The sequence below is a fragment of the Amycolatopsis pithecellobii genome, assembly GCF_009707865.1.
Classification (GTDB): domain Bacteria; phylum Actinomycetota; class Actinomycetes; order Mycobacteriales; family Pseudonocardiaceae; genus Amycolatopsis_E; species Amycolatopsis_E pithecellobii.
In genome coordinates, this window is sequence record NZ_WMBA01000004.1 from 79,879 (window position 1) to 99,499 (window position 19,621).

Annotated in this window: 20 protein-coding genes; 14 read left to right on the forward strand and 6 right to left on the reverse strand. The window is 68.9% G+C overall.

The genetic code is table 11. The features are described from left to right. Positions 1–18 precede the first annotated feature (18 nt). From GKO32_RS04120 to GKO32_RS04135, 4 genes are read right to left on the reverse strand one after another with little or no spacing between them, the layout of a single operon-like run. Positions 19–1,212 (reverse strand): thiolase C-terminal domain-containing protein, encoded by a 1,194-nt coding sequence (locus tag GKO32_RS04120; RefSeq protein ID WP_154755417.1) that lies wholly within the window; start codon positions 1,210–1,212, stop codon positions 19–21. Next, entirely contained in the window at positions 1,209–1,646 is a 438-nt protein-coding gene (locus GKO32_RS39630; RefSeq protein ID WP_208024265.1) for a Zn-ribbon domain-containing OB-fold protein, read from the reverse strand. The genes GKO32_RS04120 and GKO32_RS39630 overlap by 4 nt, the downstream gene beginning before the upstream one ends. Beyond that, entirely contained in the window at positions 1,643–2,083 is a 441-nt protein-coding gene (locus GKO32_RS04130; RefSeq protein ID WP_154755418.1) for an SRPBCC family protein, read from the reverse strand. Before GKO32_RS04130 ends, GKO32_RS39630 begins: the two co-directional genes overlap by 4 nt. Positions 2,084–2,119: 36 nt before the next feature. After that, positions 2,120–3,499 (reverse strand): MFS transporter, encoded by a 1,380-nt coding sequence (locus tag GKO32_RS04135; protein WP_154755419.1) that lies wholly within the window; start codon positions 3,497–3,499, stop codon positions 2,120–2,122. Between the two features lie 225 nt (positions 3,500–3,724). Here GKO32_RS04135 and GKO32_RS04140 point away from each other — a divergent pair, with 225 nt between their 5' ends. Beyond that, on the forward strand, positions 3,725–4,228 hold the full coding sequence (locus GKO32_RS04140) for a hypothetical protein (RefSeq protein ID WP_246243142.1): 504 nt from the start codon (positions 3,725–3,727) through the stop codon (positions 4,226–4,228). A gap of 49 nt (positions 4,229–4,277) precedes the next feature. Here the strand turns inward: GKO32_RS04140 and GKO32_RS40045 are convergent, their stop codons facing one another. After that, entirely contained in the window at positions 4,278–4,916 is a 639-nt protein-coding gene (locus GKO32_RS40045; protein ID WP_312867487.1) for a TetR/AcrR family transcriptional regulator, read from the reverse strand. A 143-nt stretch (positions 4,917–5,059) separates the two neighbouring features. Between GKO32_RS40045 and GKO32_RS04150 the strand changes: the two genes are divergently transcribed. The 10 genes from GKO32_RS04150 to GKO32_RS04195 all read left to right on the forward strand — a co-directional run bounded on the left by GKO32_RS04150 (position 5,060) and on the right by GKO32_RS04195 (position 15,220). Next, entirely contained in the window at positions 5,060–5,815 is a 756-nt protein-coding gene (locus tag GKO32_RS04150; protein WP_154755421.1) for an IclR family transcriptional regulator, read from the forward strand. Then, entirely contained in the window at positions 5,805–6,380 is a 576-nt protein-coding gene (locus GKO32_RS04155) for an NADPH-dependent FMN reductase (protein WP_154755422.1), read from the forward strand. Before GKO32_RS04150 ends, GKO32_RS04155 begins: the two co-directional genes overlap by 11 nt. Positions 6,381–6,547: 167 nt before the next feature. Beyond that, positions 6,548–7,714, forward strand: a complete 1,167-nt coding sequence (locus GKO32_RS04160) for an LLM class flavin-dependent oxidoreductase (protein ID WP_154755423.1) — start codon at positions 6,548–6,550, stop codon at positions 7,712–7,714. Between the two features lie 13 nt (positions 7,715–7,727). After that, positions 7,728–8,204, forward strand: coding sequence for a nuclear transport factor 2 family protein (locus GKO32_RS04165; RefSeq protein ID WP_154755424.1), 477 nt, complete (start codon positions 7,728–7,730; stop codon positions 8,202–8,204). A 4-nt stretch (positions 8,205–8,208) separates the two neighbouring features. Continuing rightward, positions 8,209–9,375, forward strand: a complete 1,167-nt coding sequence (locus GKO32_RS04170; RefSeq protein ID WP_154755425.1) for an acyl-CoA dehydrogenase family protein — start codon at positions 8,209–8,211, stop codon at positions 9,373–9,375. Then, positions 9,372–10,418, forward strand: a complete 1,047-nt coding sequence (locus GKO32_RS04175) for an acyl-CoA dehydrogenase family protein (protein WP_154755426.1) — start codon at positions 9,372–9,374, stop codon at positions 10,416–10,418. The genes GKO32_RS04170 and GKO32_RS04175 overlap by 4 nt, the downstream gene beginning before the upstream one ends. After that, positions 10,415–11,221 (forward strand): enoyl-CoA hydratase/isomerase family protein, encoded by an 807-nt coding sequence (locus tag GKO32_RS04180; RefSeq protein WP_154755427.1) that lies wholly within the window; start codon positions 10,415–10,417, stop codon positions 11,219–11,221. Before GKO32_RS04175 ends, GKO32_RS04180 begins: the two co-directional genes overlap by 4 nt. A gap of 29 nt (positions 11,222–11,250) precedes the next feature. After that, positions 11,251–13,326 (forward strand): acetate--CoA ligase family protein, encoded by a 2,076-nt coding sequence (locus GKO32_RS04185; protein ID WP_154755428.1) that lies wholly within the window; start codon positions 11,251–11,253, stop codon positions 13,324–13,326. 5 nt (positions 13,327–13,331) lie between these two features. Beyond that, positions 13,332–14,336 (forward strand): LLM class flavin-dependent oxidoreductase, encoded by a 1,005-nt coding sequence (locus GKO32_RS04190; RefSeq protein ID WP_154755429.1) that lies wholly within the window; start codon positions 13,332–13,334, stop codon positions 14,334–14,336. Then, entirely contained in the window at positions 14,336–15,220 is an 885-nt protein-coding gene (locus GKO32_RS04195; protein ID WP_154755430.1) for a cyclase family protein, read from the forward strand. Before GKO32_RS04190 ends, GKO32_RS04195 begins: the two co-directional genes overlap by 1 nt. A gap of 5 nt (positions 15,221–15,225) precedes the next feature. Here the strand turns inward: GKO32_RS04195 and GKO32_RS04200 are convergent, their stop codons facing one another. Further along, positions 15,226–16,329 (reverse strand): mandelate racemase/muconate lactonizing enzyme family protein, encoded by a 1,104-nt coding sequence (locus GKO32_RS04200; protein ID WP_154755431.1) that lies wholly within the window; start codon positions 16,327–16,329, stop codon positions 15,226–15,228. A gap of 98 nt (positions 16,330–16,427) precedes the next feature. Here GKO32_RS04200 and GKO32_RS04205 point away from each other — a divergent pair, with 98 nt between their 5' ends. Genes GKO32_RS04205 through GKO32_RS04215 form a run of 3 tightly spaced genes read left to right on the forward strand, consistent with a single transcriptional unit; the run spans position 16,428 to position 19,612 of the window. Beyond that, on the forward strand, positions 16,428–17,405 hold the full coding sequence (locus GKO32_RS04205) for a helix-turn-helix domain-containing protein (RefSeq protein WP_154755432.1): 978 nt from the start codon (positions 16,428–16,430) through the stop codon (positions 17,403–17,405). Between the two features lie 28 nt (positions 17,406–17,433). After that, positions 17,434–18,609, forward strand: a complete 1,176-nt coding sequence (locus tag GKO32_RS04210) for a dihydrolipoamide acetyltransferase family protein (protein ID WP_154755433.1) — start codon at positions 17,434–17,436, stop codon at positions 18,607–18,609. Next, entirely contained in the window at positions 18,593–19,612 is a 1,020-nt protein-coding gene (locus GKO32_RS04215) for a thiamine pyrophosphate-dependent dehydrogenase E1 component subunit alpha (RefSeq protein ID WP_154755434.1), read from the forward strand. The genes GKO32_RS04210 and GKO32_RS04215 overlap by 17 nt, the downstream gene beginning before the upstream one ends. The last annotated feature ends 9 nt before the right edge of the window (positions 19,613–19,621 follow it).

The following is a 19,621-nucleotide window of genomic DNA, read 5'->3' on the forward strand; positions in this document are numbered from 1 at the left end:
TCCCTTTCCTTTCCGGACTCACCGGGCGTCGTCGCGCACGAGTACGGCGCCTTGCGAGTTGTAGAAAAAACCGCCGATGGCGAGCAGCGCGGTCCGTGCCCCGTCGATCTGCCGCTCCCCGGCGGTGCCCCGCAGCTGGTGGACGGCGTCGCGGAGGAAACCCGCGCCCTGGGTGCCGCCTTCGGACAGCATCCCGCCCTGCGGATTCACCGGCACGCGGCCGTCGATGAGGAGCCTGTTCTGCTCGTCCCGCCAATGGTCTTCGAGGAATTTTCCGGCCTCGCCCGGCCCGCACCACCCGAGTTTTTCCAGCCACGACAACGAGATGAAGCTGAACCCGTCATAGATGTAGGCGATGTCGGCGTCGGCGAGCCTGCGCTCACTGCGGGCCCACAGCTGCCGTGCCACGACGTCCTGGCCGTGCCGGGCCAGCGAACCCAGCTGCTCCTCGTCGCCGGCCGTCTCGACCAGGCCCTGACTCGCGTTGTGCACCAGAACGGGCACCTGACGAAGGTCCCGCGCCCGTTCGGTGGTCGTCAGCACGAAGGCCTCCGCACCGTCGACCGGCAGGTCCATGTCCAGCATTCCCAGCGGTTCGCGCACCATCCTGGCCGAGAGATAGTCCGGCAGGGTCAGCGGAGTGCGCATCGCGGCCAGCGGGTTGCCGACGGCGTTCGTGCGGCTGTTCACCGCGATCCGGCCCAAATGCTCGCGCTGGACCGGATTCTCGTGCAGGTACCGGCTCGCCCAGGCCGCGTAGGCGGCCGCGTTGCGGGCGTTTTCCGGCGGGAGACTGTCGTACCCGCGGATATTCCGCCGGAACGGATCGGCGGCGGCTTTGGCGGAATTGAACGGCGTGCGGAAGTTGTAGTGGTACACCAGAACCGCGGTGCAGGCGCCCGAGTAGAGGGCGTGCATCGCGTCCAGCAGTGGGCTCACGATGACCGCGTTGCCGTCGGCGAAATAGGTCACCTCCGGCAGTCTGAGCATGGCGACCATTTCCGTGGCGCCCGGTGGAACGATGGTCCAGCTGCCCATGCCCGCGGAGGAAACGACTCCGTCGATATCGGCACGCGAAAGCCCGGCGTCCCGGATCGCTTTGACGGCGGCTTCGGCCGCGAGGGACCGTGCCGTACGGCCACCTTTGCGGCTGTAGCCGGTGGAACCGACGCCCGCGATCGCGATCTGATCCTGAATACGGTTGTGCGTCATGCTCGTGCCCCTTGTCGCGGCCGGAATGCGGGGAACGGCGCGCCACCCCGGTCGAGCCAGACGAGTTCGACCGGGGTGCCGATCGGGACGAGGCCCGTGCCGCCGACCGCGGTGCTGGTGAAGCGGAGTCCTTTCTGTTCCTCGAGTTCGACCGTGACGACGGGGTAGGGGTAGGTCACTCCCTCCATCGCGGGCCCCTGGTGCAGCAGGATCGACAGGTGCACCGTGCCGCGCCCGCTGAGCTTCCGCGGCGCGAGGTCGAAGGACCAGCAGAACGGGCACAGCGGGTGGGCGGGGGCATGCCATTTTCCGCAGGCCACGCACTGGGGGAGCCGGAATTCGTGGTCGAGCCAGCCCTCGTAGAGAGCGAGATTGTCTTCGTCCACCGGCAGCGTGGGGTAGCGTTCCCAGGCGGGCAGGGCCGATGGCCTCACGCGACATCACCTCCCCCGGCGAACAGTTTCGCCAGCGAGTCGAGTCCACTTTGGAACGCGCCGTCACCCATGGCCTTGTCGACATCCGCCACCACGGCGGGGTCCGCGTCGAACGTCGCGGCCCACGTCACCGTGCATCCGGTCAGATCATTCGCGGTGGCGGTGAGAGTGGCCCGGTGCCCGGAGACCGGGAACGGCGGAGCAGGTATGGTGTAGACCATTGTCCTGCTCGTGTCGTCGACGGAAACGAGACGCTCGAGGAAATCGGTCCCGCCGCTGTGCGCGACCCGCTCGGTGCCCGGTTCGTTCGCCGGGCCGCGCACGGTCAGCCGGTCGATTCCCGGCATCCATCTCGCGATGGCGGAGAAGTCGCCGACCAGTTGCCAGACCTCGGCCGCGGGGGCGGGCAAGGTGATCGAACGGGTTACCGAGTGCATGGCGAGGCCCTTCGGGATTTCAGTCGGTTGTGCTTGTCAGAGCCGGTCTTCCTCGACCGGTACCCGGCCCTTGGCGGTGGCAGGGCCCACGACGGCGGGGCCGGCCGCCCGCCATCGGCGGTCGATGAGGATCGCGATCACGGAGGAGATCGCGAGCAGGACCGAGATGAGAATGATGCCGGCGTTCTGGCTGCCGGTGAGGTCGCGCAGCCATCCGGTCACATAGGGGCCGAAGAACCCGGCCGTGACGCCGATCGTGTTGACCAGCGCGACCGCCGCGGCGGCGGCGACGCCACCGTACAGTTCGGCCGCCACCACCAGGATCAGGGGAGTCGCGCCGGTGATGCCGATGGCCATCAGGCACAGGCACACGATGAGCGTGATCGGGTTCGTCGCGAACGTCGCGGCGATGCCGCCCGCGACGCCGATCACCGCCGCCACGGCCACGTGCAGCCCTGGGCGTCCCTTCCGGTCGGCGTGGCGGCCGAACCACAGCTGGGCGGCACCGCCGAAGGCGAACGGGATGGCGGTGATCCAGGCGGCCTGGGACAGCGAATAGTGGACGTTGAATTGTTTCTGGAAGCCGGCCACGATCGCGGGCAGGAAGAAGGTCAGTGCGAACGCCCCGTAGGTGAAGCTGAAATAGCAGAGACCGAGTAGCCACACCCGCCCACGGCGCAGCACCGTGCGGACGCTGTGGGAGGACGGCGTGTGCGCCGGCTTGGCGTCGAGTCTTGCCTGGATGTCGGCCTTCTCCGCCGGGGAGAGCCACGAGGCCTGCTGCGGGCCGTCGTCGAGGTAGAACCACGCGATCACGCCGAGGATCACGGCGGGGACGCCGGTCATCAGGATCAGGAAACGCCAGCCGGTCAGCCCGAACGGGTGCCCGGCGTTGCCGATCGAGATGAGCCAGAACGAAAGGGGCGCCCCGGCGACGGTGGCGACCATGACGGAGAACAGGAACCGGCTGATCGCGCGGCCACGGTATTCGCGGGAGAACCAGAAAGTCAGGTACAGCAGCACGCCGGGCGTGAATCCCGCCTCGGTGAGTCCTAATAGGAAGCGGAGGATGTACAGGATCGTGGCGTTGGGCGTGAAGGCGGTGAGGATCTGGATCACGCCCCAGGTGACGATGATGCGGGCGAGCCAGATCCGTGCGCCGAACCGGTACATCGCGACATTACTCGGCACTTCGAGCAGAATGTAGCCGACAAAGAAGATTCCCGCGGCCAGGCCGAACGTCGTCGCGGTCAGGCCGAGTTCCTTGTTCATGCCGTAAGGTCCGGCATAGGACAGACTGATCCGGTCCAAATAGGCCACGAACATCAGCAGGCCGAGGAACGGCAGCAGGCGCAGGGAGATTTTCCGGTTGAGCTTTCCGGGGTCGACCCGGTCGAGAACGTCGTCGGCGGCCATGGGAGCCGTCCTTCCAGAACATCGTTGTCCGTATTTTTCGGCGAAATGCGAGATCGTCAGGGCACGGGTAGGCGTGCCGACATCGCGGGCCGGCGCGCGGCGCGGGGTGTCCGCCGCGCTGTACCTATAGGCAATAGGAAGACTAGGCACTGCCCGCGCGGGCGTCAAGCGTCAGTTCAGCGGCTTCGGTGAAGTTGTCGGTGGCCGCGGCTATGGTCGTCGCTCATGAAGGCTTCCATGGACAACGACGCACAGCCGGACCGGATGATGGCGGCGATCGGCGAGGCGATGGTGTTGGGGCGAGGTGGGGATGCAGCCGGGGCCCGCACGCGGCTGATCGCGCTGTGGGAGCAGGTGGGCGCGACGGGAGATCCGTTGTGTCGCTGCACGATCGGCCATTACCTGGCCGACCTGTGCGACGACGCCGCGGAAGCGTTGACTTGGGACGTCCGCGCCTTGGACGCGGCCGACGCGTTGACCGACGACCGCGCGAAGGCGCATCACGCGTCGTTGAGCGTGGCCGGGTTTTACCCGTCACTGCACCTCAACCTCGCCGACAACTACCGTCGGCTCGGCTCGTTCGCCGCCGCGGCGCGGCATCTGGAGGAGGCGAGGCGACGGCTGGGTGCCTTGGCTGACGACGGCTATGGGCAGACCGTGCGGGCCGGTGTCGACCACGTCGCTGCGGCACTGGCTGCCGGTTCGACCGAGCGGTTGTCCAGCCACTGAGCGGCGTTCAGCGGATCAGTCATGCCCGGCCCTGGGGTGGGGGAAAGGCTCAGCGGCGGCGCGGGCGCTTCGCTTCCGCGGCGAGGTGCTTGATGCCGTCGGTGAGAAAACGCAGGAACAGCTCGAAGCTCACGTCCGTGTCCGGCACGTCGGGGATGGCGTTGTTGATCTCCTGGTCCACGAATCCGTGGATGGAGGCGCGGAAAACCAGGTGCACGTGCGGGACCTGGTCCTCGGGTACGCCGTAGGACCGGAGTACCTGGCGGACGGGCCGGGCGGCGCGTGGCGCCTCTTCCCAGAACTCCTCGGTGGACGGCGCGCGCTGCTGCAGCATGTACAGCGCGGGATAGTCGCGCACGAAACCGCGGTAGGCGAAGGCCATCGCGCGCAGCGCGTCGTCACCTTCGAGGCCCTCGACCGCCGACCGCACCCGCTCGCTGAGTTCCTGCATCCCACGGATGGCCGTCAGTGAGCGGATGTGGTCGAGATTCCTGATGTGGCTGTAGAGCGTCGGCTGGGAGACATCGAGCCGGCGCGCCACCTCCGCCGTGGTCAAACCCTCCAGGCCCCGGTCGGCGAGAATCTCCACGGCCGCGTCGACGATCCGTTCGATCGAGACACCCTTGTGGTCCGGCTTTCCCCCGACGGACTTGGTGCGCCGGCGAGCGGGCTTCGCTGAGGCGGGAATCGGGGGCTCCTTTCCAGGCCGGCGGCGTCATTCGGGTCGCAGCCGGGTTCGAGCCTACCGCCGGGCGGGTTGACAGTGCCGCGCAGTCACCCAATAATTGCTACCTATTGACTATAGGAACCCAGGACGTCTGAGGAGCAACGATGCTCGGAAGCATAGTGAAAGCGAGCCGGGTCCTGGGGTTGTTCACACCGCTCGTCCCGGAGTGGGGGGTCAGCGATGTGGCCACGGAACTGCGGATTCCCAAGTCCAGTGCCCACTCGTTGCTGGACACGCTGACCGAGACCGGGCTCGTGCGCCGCACGCCCCGTGGCCGGTACCGCCTGGGCTGGCGCATCCTCGAACTCAACCGTTCGCTGATGTTGAGTACCGAATTCCTCACCGGGCGGCGGGACCGTATCCGGCTGCTCGCCGAGGACCTGGGTGCCACCGTCCACATTGCGGCACTGCGCGGGCACGAGGTGGTCTGCCTGGACGAGGTGACCGCGAGCCGGGCTTCCGGCCGGAGCGGATCGCGGGTGGGCAGGCCCATTCCGGCCCATTCCACCGCGATGGGCAAGGTGCTGCTGGCCTTCACCGACGCCCGGCGTCAGCGCCGGGTAGTCGAGCAGCACGGGCTGAAGCGATGTACCGAATACACCCAGACCGAACTGCGCGGGCTGCGTGAGGAACTGGCGCTCACCCGGATTCGCGGCTATGGCAGCAATCTGCAGGAAACCAGGATGGACGTCTGCTGTGTGGCGGCCCCACTGCGCGACGCCGCCGGCGCCACGCACGCGGCCCTCAGCGTTTCGCTGCCGCCCGCCGAGTTCGGGCGGGAACAAGAGCGGATCCGCCACGCCGTGCTGCGCTTGGCCGCGTCGCTTTCAGGTAAGGAGAGACAGGCAGATGACCGTTGATCAGCACCCGGTCCGGGAGCCGGTGCGCATCCTCGCCTTCGGTGGGTCGACGCGCCCCGGGTCGAGCTCCGAACGGGCGTTGCGCACCGCGGCCCGCACAGCCGAGCGTCTCGGTGCGAGGGTCAAGGTGATCGCCGGGCCGGATCTCATGCTTCCGCTGTACCAACCGGAAGCGCCCACCCGCGCCGGCCAGGCTCGCGTATTCGTCGGCGAGATCCGCCGCGCGGACGGGATTCTCCTTGCCTCGCCCGGATATCACGGGACGATGTCCGGTCTGGTGAAGAACGCACTGGACTACCTCGAGGATCTGCGCGATGCCGAGCGAACCTATCTCGACGGTGTTCCGGTCGGGTGTATCGCCGTGGCCCACGGATGGCAAGCCGCGGTGTCCACAGTGCACAACTTGAGGATGGCCGTGCACGCGTTGCGCGGCTGGCCGACCCCGCTCGGCGTAGCGGTGAACGCCGCCGAAACCTCGGCCCAGGAACGGATCGACGCTCAGCTGGAGTCGGTGGCCGCTCAGGTCGTGCATTTCGCCACGGCGCGGATCCCGGTGCAGGCCTGAACCGTTCAGCCATTCTGAACAACGCTTCCTTGTCGCACCGCGACTGTCCTATCGTCAGGTTGTGCGGCCGGGCCATCGGATGTCCACCCCGAAACCGGCCGCGGGAGCCGATTCCGTTCTCTCGCTTCGGCGCACCTCATTTCCCTCGACTTCAGGAGTGTGGACCGATGACCTCAGTGCCCGAATCCCACGTGCCCGCCGAGTGGGATGTCGCCGACCCGGTGGTGTCGCCCCAGGACACCCCGATTCTCAACGACGTCAACAAGTTCAAACTCGTGCTGCTGTCGCTGAACACCGCGCGCGGCACCACCCTCACCCACGGCGAGGGAACGCTGCGGATCACCTGGGACGAAACCGCCCGCATTGCGAAAGCGGCGGAAAATGCGGGTCTCGACGCGATTCTGTCCATCGCGCATTGGAAGAACTGGGCACAGTCGCATCCGCAGTACGACCGGATGTGGGACGCGATCACCTTCGCGGCCGGACTCGCCGCCATCACCGAACGGATCCAGTTCTTTTCGACCGTGCACATTCCGCTGTTCCATCCGGTGATGGTCGCCAAGATGGCGGCAACGGTGGACCATATCGCGGCGGGCAGGCTGGCACTGAACGTTGTCGCCGGGTGGAATCAGACCGAGTTCTCCATGTTCGGGCTCAAAGAAGCCGAGCACGACAAGCGCTACGAGTACGCCGCGGAATGGATGGACTTCCTGCTGCGGATTCTCGACTCGGACGAACCGTTCGACTTCCATGGCCGTTTCCTGAGCGGCGAACAGGTCGTGTCGCAACCCAAACCCTTGCAGCGGCCACGCCCGGTCATCATGAGCGCGGGCTCCAGCCCCGCGGGAATCGCTTTCGCGACGAAATACGCGGATGTCAATTTCGGGATTTATCCCGGCTTCGAGGAGATTCCCGAGCTGGTGACGAAGGCCAGGAGCACGGCCGCCGAGGCGGGAAATCCCGGCCTGAAGTTCTGCGGGCACGGCTACATCGTCTGCGGAGACACCGAGGCCGACGCGAAGAAGCAGTTCAAGTACCTCATCGAGGACAAGCTGGACCGGCTTTCCACCCGGACGTTCATCGAGATGTCGATGGGCAAGATGCACAGCGTCGATGTGGTGGCACAGGAGCACATGTTCCAGCGAACCGCCGCGGGCAACTGGGGACTTCCGTTGGTGGGCACGGCGGAGCAGGTGTTCGAGGGAATCAAGACGATGGCCGACGGGGGGATGGACGGCATGGCGGTGTCCTTTCCGGACTATGACGAAGGCATCGCCCGGTATGACGAGACGATCCGGCCGTTGCTGATCGAAGCCGGTCTGCGCAAGTTCTGAGAGGAGATCGATTATGAGTGTCAGGGAGACTTCCCATCAGCCAACGGCGGATGGTTCCGCGGAACTGGCGGCGCTGCGCGCCGAGGTCCAGCTCCTGCGCGACAAGGAGGCCATCGTCGAGCACACCGTGGCCTACAACCACGCCTGGGACGACGGCCGCGGAGAGGACTGGGTCGCGACGTTCACCGCCGACGGCGAATTCGCCATGCCGGAGCAACCGGAGGTCGTCGGTGAGAGCGCACTCCGGGAAATGACCCGGGATCAGCTGTCGCGCGGGTTCGTCCACATCACCACCGACCATCACATCACCGTCGATGGCGACACCGCGCAGCAGACCTGCACGCTGATCCTGTCCAAGCGCTCGCCGGGCAAGGAAGCGGGCAGCTCGGTCTGGGTCACCGCGGGCCGGTACTCCGACACGCTGCGCCGCACGCCGGAGGGCTGGCGATTCGCCCGCCGATGGTTCGTTCCCGACGCTTGGTGGGACTGAAACGTTGTCGTTCCGACTGAGTTCGAGTGCCCGGCAATTCGGCGACCGGGTACGGCGCTGGCTTGCCGAAGAGCTGGACCCGGCGTGGCAGCAGCGCTACCAGCCGTCGACGCCGGAATGGATCGAGTTCCAGCGTGACTGGGACCGGGCGCTGTACCGTGCGGGCTGGGGAGCGATCTTCTGGCCGTCGGAGTTCGGCGGCCTCGACGCGACGGCCGAAGAACGGGTCGTGTTCGCCAAAGTCATGGCGGAGGCGGGCGCGCCGGAAGGACTCGGCAAGCTCGCGAAGCGGCTGCTGGCACCGGTTCTCATTCACCACGGCGACGCCGCCCAGCGGGAGCGGTACCTTCCGCCGATCCTGCGCGGGGAAATGGTCTGGGCACAGGGTTTCTCGGAGCCCGAGGCCGGTTCCGACCTGGCGTCGCTGCGGACGACGGGCACCGTCGACGGTGACCAGCTCGTGCTCAGCGGGCACAAGATCTGGACCAGTCACGCCTGGTACTGCGACGCGATTTTCGCGCTCGTGCGCACCGCGAGACTCCAGCGCAAGCAGGCCGGGATCTCGTTCGTGCTCGTTCCCGCCGACGCACCAGGCGTTTCCATCAGCAAGATCCAGCAGATCGACGGGCGAGCCGAACTGTCGGAGGTGTTCTTCGACGACGTCCGGATCCCGATCGGCAACGTCGTCGGCGCCCTCGGCGACGGATGGCGGATCGCCAAAACGCTGCTACGGTACGAACGCGGGGCCGAAATGGCTTTCGTCCGCTCCGCCGAGATCAGGCATTCCGTCCGGGAGCTGACAGCCGATCTCTCCGCGTCGCGGGTGAACATCGACGACCGGGTGCGGCAGGGACTCGGCCGCCTGGAAGCGGCCTACCTGGCGGCCGAGCTGAACTCCTTGCGGCTGCTGGGAAGCCAGGCCGATGGCGACCCGCCCGGCGACCTTTCGGCGGTGGTCAAGCTCCAGCAGTCGGAGGAGTGGCGGCGCGGCACCGTGGACGGGCTGCACCTGCTTGGCGGCGGGGCACTTTCGCGAGGACACCGCCATTTCGGTCGTTATTTCCACGCCCGACCCGCGACCATCGCGTCCGGTTCTTCGGAGATCCAGCGCGAGATCATCGCCCACCGGCTCCTCGGATTGCCCGCCGGTACCCGGGCCGGCACGACATGAGCGACGCGGCCACGAAGCTGGGATTGTCGCGGGACACCTGGGAGATCGCGCAGGCGGTGCGTGCCGTCCTCGCCGACGTGATGGCGAGCCACCCGCTTCGCGTGGAGCCGGACGAAACCGTCCGGCGAACGCGGCTGACCGAGCTGCACGCCGTGCTGACAGAAGGTTCCTGGGCGGAGGTGGCGCTCGGTGAATTCGGTTTGCTGACCGCGGTCGCCGAGGTTGCGGCCACGGTACCGGCTACACCGGCCTATCCACTGGTGGAAATGTGGCTCGCGCACCGGGTTCTGGATCGGCTCGGCCGTCGTGACATCGCCGAGCCGGGACGCCTCGTCGTCGCCGACGTCACCGCGCCGCTGGAGCCGGACGGCGACGCCGGTGTGCCGTTCGGACCGTTCACCGACGTCGTGCTGCGGCTGGAACCCAGGTGGGACAAGGACTTCGACGTGCTCGCCGTCGAGGCGTCCGGTGCACAGTGGACATTACTCGACGACACCGATGCGACACGACCGCTGCACACGCCGGCACCCGGCGCCGTCACCGGTCTCGGTGTGCTCCGGACTGAGGACGCGCTGACCATCGCGGCCGAATTCGCGGTGCTGGAGGCGGCGGAGATGCTCGGCTGCGCGGATACGCTTTTCCGCGCCACGGTGCGGCATGTGTCCCACCGCGAGCAGTTCGGCAAGCCACTGTCGGCCAACCAAGTGGTGCGCCACCGGATGGCGGACGCGTACACCCAGCTCGAATCCGTCAGGTCGCTCGTTCGCTACGCGGGCTGGGTCGCCGACACTGACGCGTCGCGGCTGGGCGAGTTCGCCTTCGTCGCGAAGGGGCTCGCCGGCGAGTACTGCTGGGACGTGCTCGACGAGGCATTCCAGTTGCACGGTGCCATCGGGTGCACGGCGGAGCTCGGCCTGCAGCATCCGGCCGCCCGGATCATGACCAGGACGATGTCGCCGCCCACGTCCGCCGATTGCCTTGTCCGCACGGGCTCGGCCGTGCTCGCCCGTGGTTCGATCGCCGCCCTGCTGGAGGAAACATGAGTGTCGTTGTGCTGAGCGATCCGGCGCCGCATGTGCGGGAAATCCGGTTGAACCGGCCGGAAAAGCTCAACGCACTGAACGGCGAGCTGCGGTCCGCGCTCGCCGGTGCACTGCGTGCCGTGCGTGCGGACGAGGACGTGCGTGTTGTCGTGCTATCGGGGGAGGGCCGCGCTTTCTGCACCGGGGCGGACGTTTCTGCGGGGTCGGAGTACGGCGCGGCGGCCGAGACCCGGCCCGAGGACGAGCGCCGCCGCATCCTCGCCTCGATCGACCTTTTCCTCGACGTGTGGCGGCTTCCCGTGCCGGTGATCGCGAAGATCCACGGCCATTGTCTGGGCCTGGCGACGATTCTCGCCAACTGCTGCGACATCGTGCTGTGCGCCGACACCGCCACGATCGGCTGGCCCGCCCTGCCGCTCGGCGGCGGTCTGCTCAGTCCGACCTGGGTATGGCATGTCGGCATGCACCGGGCCAAGGAGATGAGCTACCGGATCGGCTCGACGATCACCGGCGCCGAGGCGGCTGCCTACGGTTTCGCCAACCACGCCGTGTCCGCGGATCAGCTGGACGCGAGAACGGGTTCGATGGCGGCGGAGATCGCGCGGGTGTCCCGCGATCTGCTGACCCTCAAGAAGGACGCGCTCAACCAGGTGCACGGGCGGCTGGGTTTCGAAGACGCCGTCCGCGCCGGTGCCGCCTGGGACGCGCTCGCGCACACCACCCGCGCCGCGACCGAGGTGCGTGCGCAGCGGCAGCAGATCGGTCTCAAAGCGACGATCGCCGCCTGGCAAACCCAGAACTAGCCCTGTTTCCCTTTCGTGAAGGCGGTTTGATGAAGCCCACGCCCGACTATTTCCGCGACATCCGTGCCATCGCGGTCATCGGTGCGTCGCAGCGCAGCTTCTACGCGACGATGGCGATCCGGAACCTCACCGGCTACGGGTTCGACGGGGAGATCCTGCCGGTGCACCGCGCCGGTGGCACCTTGCTGGGACAGAAGGTCTACCCGGACGTGGCGAGCCTGCCGGTCGATCCGGATCTGGCCGTGGTGGGTGTTTCCGCGGCGCGCGCCGCGGAGGCGATCGAGCAGCTGGCGGGGCGCGGCTGCCGGAAGATCGTGCTGATCGCGGATGGTTATGTCGAGCGTGCCGACGAGATCGGGGCGGCTCGTACGGCCGAGCTCGCCGGGTTGTGTGACCGGCTCGGCGTCGAACTGGTCGGCCCCAACGGTATCGGTGTCGCCTCCTTCGCCGAGGGGTTCGTGCCGATCTGCGAACCGATCCCCGCCGACGTCCACAGTGGACAGGTGTCGATCGTCAGCCACAGTGGCGCACTGGTGTCCGGCATCCTCGACGGGTTCGCCATGGCGGGCCTCGGGGTCAACGCGGTCATCTCGGTCGGCAACGGCACCGTGACGAACTTGCTCGACTGGCTCGAATGGACAGTCGAAGACCCGGGCACCACAGCGGTGGCGTGCTACGCGGAGGGTATCGGGGACCTGTCCCGGTTCCGCACGATCGCCGGCCGTGCCGCGGCCAACGGGACGCTGATCGTCCTGCTCGCAGCCGGGCGCAGCGGGCTCGCCCGTGATATCGCGCTTTCTCACACCGCGTCGGTCGCCGGAGACCATGATCTCCTCGACGCCGTCTGCGTCGATACGGGGGTCGCCGTCGTGCCGGACGTGGAAACCCTGGTGACCGTCTGCGATTTCCACGCGCACGGGATGGCCCGTGGCCCGGTGGTGATCACGTCGTCCGGCGGGGCCGCCACCCTCACCGCGGACCTCGCCGCCGATGCCGGCCTCGCCCTGCCCGCACTCGGCGATGCCTCCCGGCTGCTGCTCGATGATCTCGTTTCCGCGTCCGGGTACGTCGGCAATCCGATGGATCTCACGGCGTCCGGCAGCCTCGACGGGCCGGCGCGCCGGCGCCTGTACGAGGCGTTGCTGAGGGACGAGCGGATCGACGGAGCCCTCTGCGTTCTCGCCGTCACCTTCCCCGGCGAAGAGGATTTCCGTGGCATGCACCGTGAGATGATCTCCGCGCTGGCCGACGCCGCCGAGGCGACCGGACGGGACGTGGTGCTGGTGCCGATCGGGGAGCAGGCCGTCACCGACTGGGTGGCCCGGGTCGTGGCGGACACACCGCGTCTCGGCCTCGTCCGGAGTCTGCGCCGCGCGCTCGCCGCGCTCGGCATCCTCCAGCGGCGGACCCGGTACGCCCGGACGGGCCAGGCGGCAGAGGAGCGTTCGGCGTCCAAAAGGGACGGAATGGGATGGCTCAGCGAGCCGGCGGCGAAGGATCTGCTCGCGGCCTGTGGGCTCCCCGTCGCACGAGGGGTGCTGGCCGAGCGGCGTGCGGACCTGCTGACCGCCCGGCTTCCCGGTGACGGGCCGTACGTCGTCAAGGGTGTGGTGCGCGAGGTCGCGCACAAGGCGCGGTTCGGCTTGGTCGAGATCGGTCTCCAGGACCGGACCGGGGTGCGGCGCGCGGCGAAAGCCATCGAGCGCAACGCAGCCGAGCACGGGCTCGCCGATCGTGTCGAGGGATTCCTCGTCGAGGAGCAGGTGGCCGGCTTTGAGGTGATGGTCTCCACGCGGTGGCACAGCGGCGTCCCGTTCCTCACGCTCGCGCTCGGCGGTACGCTCGTCGAGGCCTTGCGCACCAGTGCGAGCGTGCCGCTGCCGCTGCACCCCGGATCGTGGGTGTCCTTAGTGGACCGGTCCGGGCTGGGGCCCGTTCTCGGCGCGCTCCCCGCCGGCGGCCAGGACGCCCTGCGGCGCCTGTGTGAGGCACTCGCGGACGCGGTCGTCGGCGGAGTACTGGCGCCGTTCGGCACCGTCGAACTGAATCCGGTCATCGTCGGCCGCGCGGGCGACGTGCACATCGTCGACGCGCTGATGCTGTGAAAGCCATGACCGACACCACGACCACCATCGCCGGCCTCGACATCGCCGTCGGCAGCAGGGAACGCCGGCGCGACGAGATCGTCCGCATCGCGCGCGCCGCGGACGAGGCCGGGGCAGGCGCGATCTGGGTGACCGAAAGCATGGGACGTGACGCCTTCTCGATCCTGACCGAGCTGGCTCTGACCACCAGCCGGATCGCGCTGGGCACCGGGATCGTCAACGTCTACAGCCGCACCCCGACCGCGCTCGCGCAGGCCGCGGCCAGCCTCCTCGAGCTGATGGGAACGCGCACGCTGAACCTCGGGCTGGGTACCAGCGGGCGGGCGCTGGTCGAGGGCTACCACGGGGTGCCGTACCAGCGTCCGGTCGCCCGGCTGGCCGAGACCGTTCGTGTGCTGGATACCGCGTTCAGCACCGGAAAGCTGCCACCTGACGGCACGGTGTTCCCGCTCGGCGGGCTTCCCCTGGGTATCGACGCCGACCGCGACCGCCTGCGGCTGTACGTCGCCGGGCTCACGCCCCGGACTCTCGAAGTGACCGGGGCGTACGCGGACGGCTGGCTGCCCATCTGGCCTTCGCGTTCGGGCCGCGGCGGTGCGCTGCGGGCGGTGGAGACCGCCGCGGAGGCGGCCGGGCGGCCTCGTCCCGCCGTCGCCGGGTACCTGTACACGGTCGTCGGTGCCGAACCCGGCCCGCTGCGAGCGACGCTGGCCTGGTACATCGCGGCCAATGGCACGGCCTATCGCCGTTTGTTCGAAAGCTACGGCTTCGGCGAGCAGGTCGAGCGGATCTGCGGGCTGTGGGCCGCGGGTGACCGGGACCTCGCCCGCCGCGCCGTGACCGACGAGATGCTCGACGACTCCACCCTCCGCGGCGCCCCCACCGAGGTCCTGCGCCAGGCGGCCGCCTTCCGGCGCGCCGGAGTGGACCGTCCGGTGCTACGCCTGCCAGGGCAGGTTTCCACCGGCGACTGCCTCCGGATGATCACCGCGCTGGCCGGGACGACCTGATGGATGTGCCGAAGTACCGGGAGCTTCCGCTGATCGGCGAGACCGGCGACTACCGGCACGCCTGGCAGGTGTTCCCTCCGGACGACGACCTGGGGTGCCTGCGCCATCTCACGCCCGAAGCCCGGCGGCGGGGCCTGGCCACGGTCACCGAAAACGTCGTGGTGAACATTTCGCTGCCGCTCGACGAGCCCGATCCGCCGTTGTTCGGCCGCAAGCGGTTCACGCACACCGTTTTTTCGCCCAGCCGCAACAGTATGGACGACCGCTTGGACGGGTTTTTCCCGCAGGGCTCCACCCAATGGGACGGGTTCCGTCACGTCCGCGCGCGCGAGTTCGGGTTCTTCACCGGTCACCAGGGCGATTTCGCCGACGACCGGCTCGGCATCGGGCACTGGGCACAGGCCGGCATCATCGGTCGCGGTGTGCTCCTCGATCTGTCCGAAGAGGACGGTGTGATCGGTCCCGGCCGGCTCGCCCGCGCGGCCGCCGATGCGGGTGTCGAGGTCCTGCCCGGTGACATCCTGTGCGTGCGGACGGGGTGGCTGGAGCGGTACCGGCGCGGTGACGCCGTGGCGGGTGAGCAACGGCGCTGGCCCGGCCTCGCCGGGTCGAGCGCGATGGCGGAACTGTTGTGGGGCTGGCAGATCTCGGCCGTCACCGCGGACAATCCCGCGCTGGAGGTCGCTCCCGGCCGGCCCGAGGACGGATCGCTGCATCGGCGGCTGCTGCCGTTGCTGGGCCTGCCGATCGGGGAGCTGTTCACCTTCGATCGGCTGGCGCAGGCGTGCCGGGAACTCGGCCGCTTCGCGTTCCTGTTCGTGTCGGTCCCGCTGAACCTGCCCGGTGGCGTCGGATCACCGGCCAACGCGGTGGCAGTCCTATGAGGACACTAGCCGGGGTAGCGGACACCGAACGCGGCCAGTGCTTCGGGGTCGAGCTCCACGCCGAGGCCGGGAGCGTCGGGCAGGACGATCTTGCCGTCGCGAATCTCCGGTACACAGCTCACGACGTCGTGCGGCAGGGCGGCGAAATAGCTCTCCTCCGCGGGAAGCGTGGTGAAATGCCGGTAGGCGGCGTGCAGCTGCAGGCCGGCCAGTGCCCCGATCACGGCCTCACCGCTGAGCCCGGTCACCGCCGGCACGTTCTCGTCCTCGCACACCTGACGGATCCGGTTCGCGGTCCCGAACCCGACGCGCTGGACCTTCACCGACACCGCGCTCGCCCCATCGGCGATGACCCGCCGTGCGGACGCCTCCGAGTCCACCACCCGGTCGGCGAGTACCGGAACCCGCGACCGGCGGAACACCTCGCGACGAGCCGCCGGCGGTTCCAACGGGCACGGGTCCTCGAAATGCGCGACGCCGGCTTCGGCGAAGGCGTCGGCGGCGAACAGAGCGTCCGCGAGCGAGTAGCCCGAGTTGGCGTCCACGCGGATTTCCGGTTCCGGGCCGAAGGTGGCCCGGATTTCGTGCACCAGAGCGATGTCCTGGTGCACGTCCGTGCCGATTTTGACCTTGACGGCGGTGAATCCGTACCGTGCCACGGCTTTCCCCAGTTCGTCCACGCGCTGTCCGGCCGGCCCGCGGGTGACCACGGCGGCGACCCGTGCCTCGTCGGACCAGCCTCCGAGGTACGTCCGCAACGGAAGGCCGGCCAGGCGGGCGCGCAGATCGGTGAGGGCGCACTCCAGCAGGCTCTTGGCGGGCGACCAGCCGCGCACGCGGTCGATGGCCGCCTGGATCCGTTGCGCGGCAAGCGGATTCGCCCCCAGCACCAAGGGTGTGTACAGCTCGTGCAGCGCTTGTGCGGTCAGCCGCGGGGTGGTGCCCGACCACGCGGGGTGCAGCCGGGCCTGCGCGAGTCCGCTCGGTCCCGCGTCGGTCCGGACCCTCAGCAGTACGGACTGCGCCGAGGATTCGACGACGCCGGCCCAGGTGACCGGTTCCGGATGGGGAATGGTGACGATCCACAGGTCCACGCCATCGATCCGCATTCCGGCAAGGTTACGAGCCGCGTCCGCCCGCGACGACCGGTTCGCGCGGACACCAAGGAAATCCGGCGCGGATCACCAGAAATTGAAGGGAGACAACGATGAACTCCGGTGTGCAGCAGCGGTGGGTCGTGCGGCAGGAACCCGGTCGCGGGGCCGCCGACGAGTGGCAGCGAGTCCTCGCGGCCACCCATCTGGCCTTCGACCTCAGCGTGCCCGCCGACCGGATGTTCACCGGGACCGTGGTGCGGACCAGGGTCGGCTTCATGGACCTGGTCGAATGTCGCAGCACGCCGTTCACCGGACGCCGGGGCAGCGGTATGACGGGCGAGCCGGGCGCCGATCGGTTCGGGATACAGATCCTGTGCAGGGGAACCGAACATGTCCGCAGCCCAGGCTCCGAGCCGGTCGTGCTCTCCGCCGGGGCACTGCAGTTGTGGGACGGGATGCGGCCGGTCCGCCTCGACGTGATGACGCCGTTCGTGAAGCGCACCCTGGTGTTCCCGCGCGAGCGCGTCGTCAACGCCTGCCCGCGACTGGCCGAGGTTGAATCGCTGCCCGCGCTGGGCGGGTTGCCCAGCGCGGGAATGCTCACCCGGTACGTCGGCGCGATGGTCGCGGAATTGTCCGAAATGGACGATCGAATGCGCGAGACTGCTTGTGACATCGCGCTGGAGCTGATCCGGTCCATTGTGGAACCTAGTCTGCCGGACGCGCGGGCGGCCCGGCGGGACGCGCTGCGCGCCCGGGCTCGCCGCTACGTCCGCGCGCACCTCGCCGACCCGCGGCTCGGGCCCGAGACCATCGCGCGGGCGCTTTCGGTCTCGCGGCGCACGTTGCACAACGCGTTCCAGGGCAGCGATTCGACCGTCGCGTCCCTGGTGCGCACGGCGCGGCTGGCACGGTCCAAAGAGGACCTTGCCGATCCGGGCGGTGGTTCGGTCACCGAGATCGCGTACCGGTGGGGCTTCGCCGACGCCACGCACTTCTCACAGGCGTTCAAACGGGAGTATGGAATGACGCCACGGGAAGTTCGTGCGCTCGGTACAAGGAAACCGTGCGCGGAACCGATGGTTTGAGCCGGTCTTGCGCTCATAGGGTCGGCGCATGAACGAGATCGCCGCCGAGGTACGGATGCCCCGGTTGTCCGAGGCGATGACCGAGGGCACCATCGTGCGCTGGCTGCACAGTGCCGGCGCCGAAATCGCCGTGGGTGACGAACTCGCCGAGATCGACACCGACAAAGCCGTCGTGGGGCTCGAAGCGGAATCCGCCGGTGTGCTGGAGATCCTGCTGGCGGAAGGGGAGTCGGCCCCGGTGGGCGCGGTGATCGCGCGGGTGGGTGCAGGTGCGCCGCCGACAGGCTCGCCGCCGGCGACGCCGATCGCGGCCACGCCCGCCCCCGCCGCGCCGCCACGCACCGGGTTTTCCCCTTCGGGCCAGCCGATCGCGTCACCGCTGGCGCGCAGGCGGGCCCGCGAACTCGGCGTCGACCTGACCTCGCTGGCCGGGAGCGGTCCCGGCGGCCGCATCGTGCGCGCCGACGTGGAAGCCGCCGCCCATCGGGAAAAACCGGCGCTGCCGGCCGGCGACGCCGCGGAACGCGTGCCACTGACCAGGATCCAGCAGGCGACGGTGCGCAGGCTCGCCCAGGCCGCCGCCATCCCGGCCTTCGCGTTGACCGCCGAAGCGGAGACCAGCGAGTTGACGGCACTGCGCTCCGCACTGGCCGCGGTCGCCGACCCCGCGCCCACCGTCACCGATCTGGTGGTCGCCGCCGTCGCCCGTGCCTTGCGGGACTTCCCGCGCCTGAACGCCTCCGCGGACGACGGCGCGGTCCGGCAGCATCGCCGGGTGAACGTCGGGATCGCCACGGAGACACCGGAGGGGCTGGTCGTGCCGGTGGTCGCGGATACCGACACGCTGGCCCCGGCCACTTTGGCCGGTGTCACGAAGGGACTGATCGCACGGGCCCGGGCCGGCGCCGCCACCCCGGACGATCTTGCCGGCGCCACGTTCACCGTCTCCAACCTCGGCATGTTCGGCGTGGTCGCGTTCCAGGCGGTGATCGTGCCCCCGCAGGCCGCGATCCTCGCCGTCGGCGCGATCCGCGTGGTGTCCGGCACCACGGTGATGACCCTGACCCTGACCTGCGACCACCGGGTCGTCGACGGCGCCGAGGCCGCCCGGTTCCTGACCCGGGTGGTCGCGCTGCTGGAACAGCCCATCGCGCTGATGGTGCCCGAACCGTCCCAAGGAGACTCCCGTGCCACTCGACCGTGACCGCCAGATCGAGCTCTACCGTCAGATGGTTCGTATCCGCGAGTTCGAGGAGCGGGTCAAGCGCACCTTCACCGACCATCCCGGGGTGATTCGCGGGCACACTCACCTGGCCGACGGCGCCGAGGCGTCCATCGTCGGCTCCATCGCGGCGATGCGACCCGGTGATCAGGCCATCGCCACCTACCGGTGCCACGGCTACCCGATCGCGCTGGGCAGTGACACCTCGGCGCTGATGGCGGAGATCTACGGCCGTGCCACCGGAATCTGTGGTGGCTACGGGGGTTCGATGCATCTCGCCGACATCGACCGCGGCTTCCTGGGCACGTCCGCGATCGTGGGGCAGAATATTCCGCAGGGGGCCGGCGCGGCCTACGCGGCGCAGCTGCGAGGACGCGGCGAGGTCGTCCTCACCTTCTTCGGTGACGGCGCTTCCAAGCAGGGCGCGTTCCACGAGACGCTCAACATCGCGGCGCTGTGGAAGCTTCCGGTCGTGTTCATCATGGAGAACAACAGTTACAGCGTCTCCGTGCGCACCGAGGAGGAGGACGCGAACGCGGCGGCGGGCGAACCGCTGGCCACCAAAGCCAAGGCCTACAGCATTCCCGGGCTGACCATCGACGGTGGAGATCCACGCGCGGTGTACGAGGCTGTCGAGGAGGCCGTCACGCGGGCCCGCGCGGGTGGTGGCCCGACCCTCCTCGAATCCGCCGTCTATCGCTTGTCGGCACACGGAAACTCCATCGCCCCGCCCGGAGTGCCGCTGCACTACCCCGAGCATGAGGCGATCGCCAAGTACGGCGCGATCGAGGAGTACGAGGCCGCCAAACGCGGCGATCCGATTCCCCGTTTCCGCGCGCAGCTCACCGAATCCGGCTACCTCGACGCCGGGCAGTCCGGCGCGATCCTCGACGAGGCACAGGCCGAGATGCAGGCGGCGGTCGACTTCGCCTTGAACAGCCCTTCGCCCGAGCCCGCGGCGGCACTGTCCCACGTCTACGCCTGAGGAGCAGAT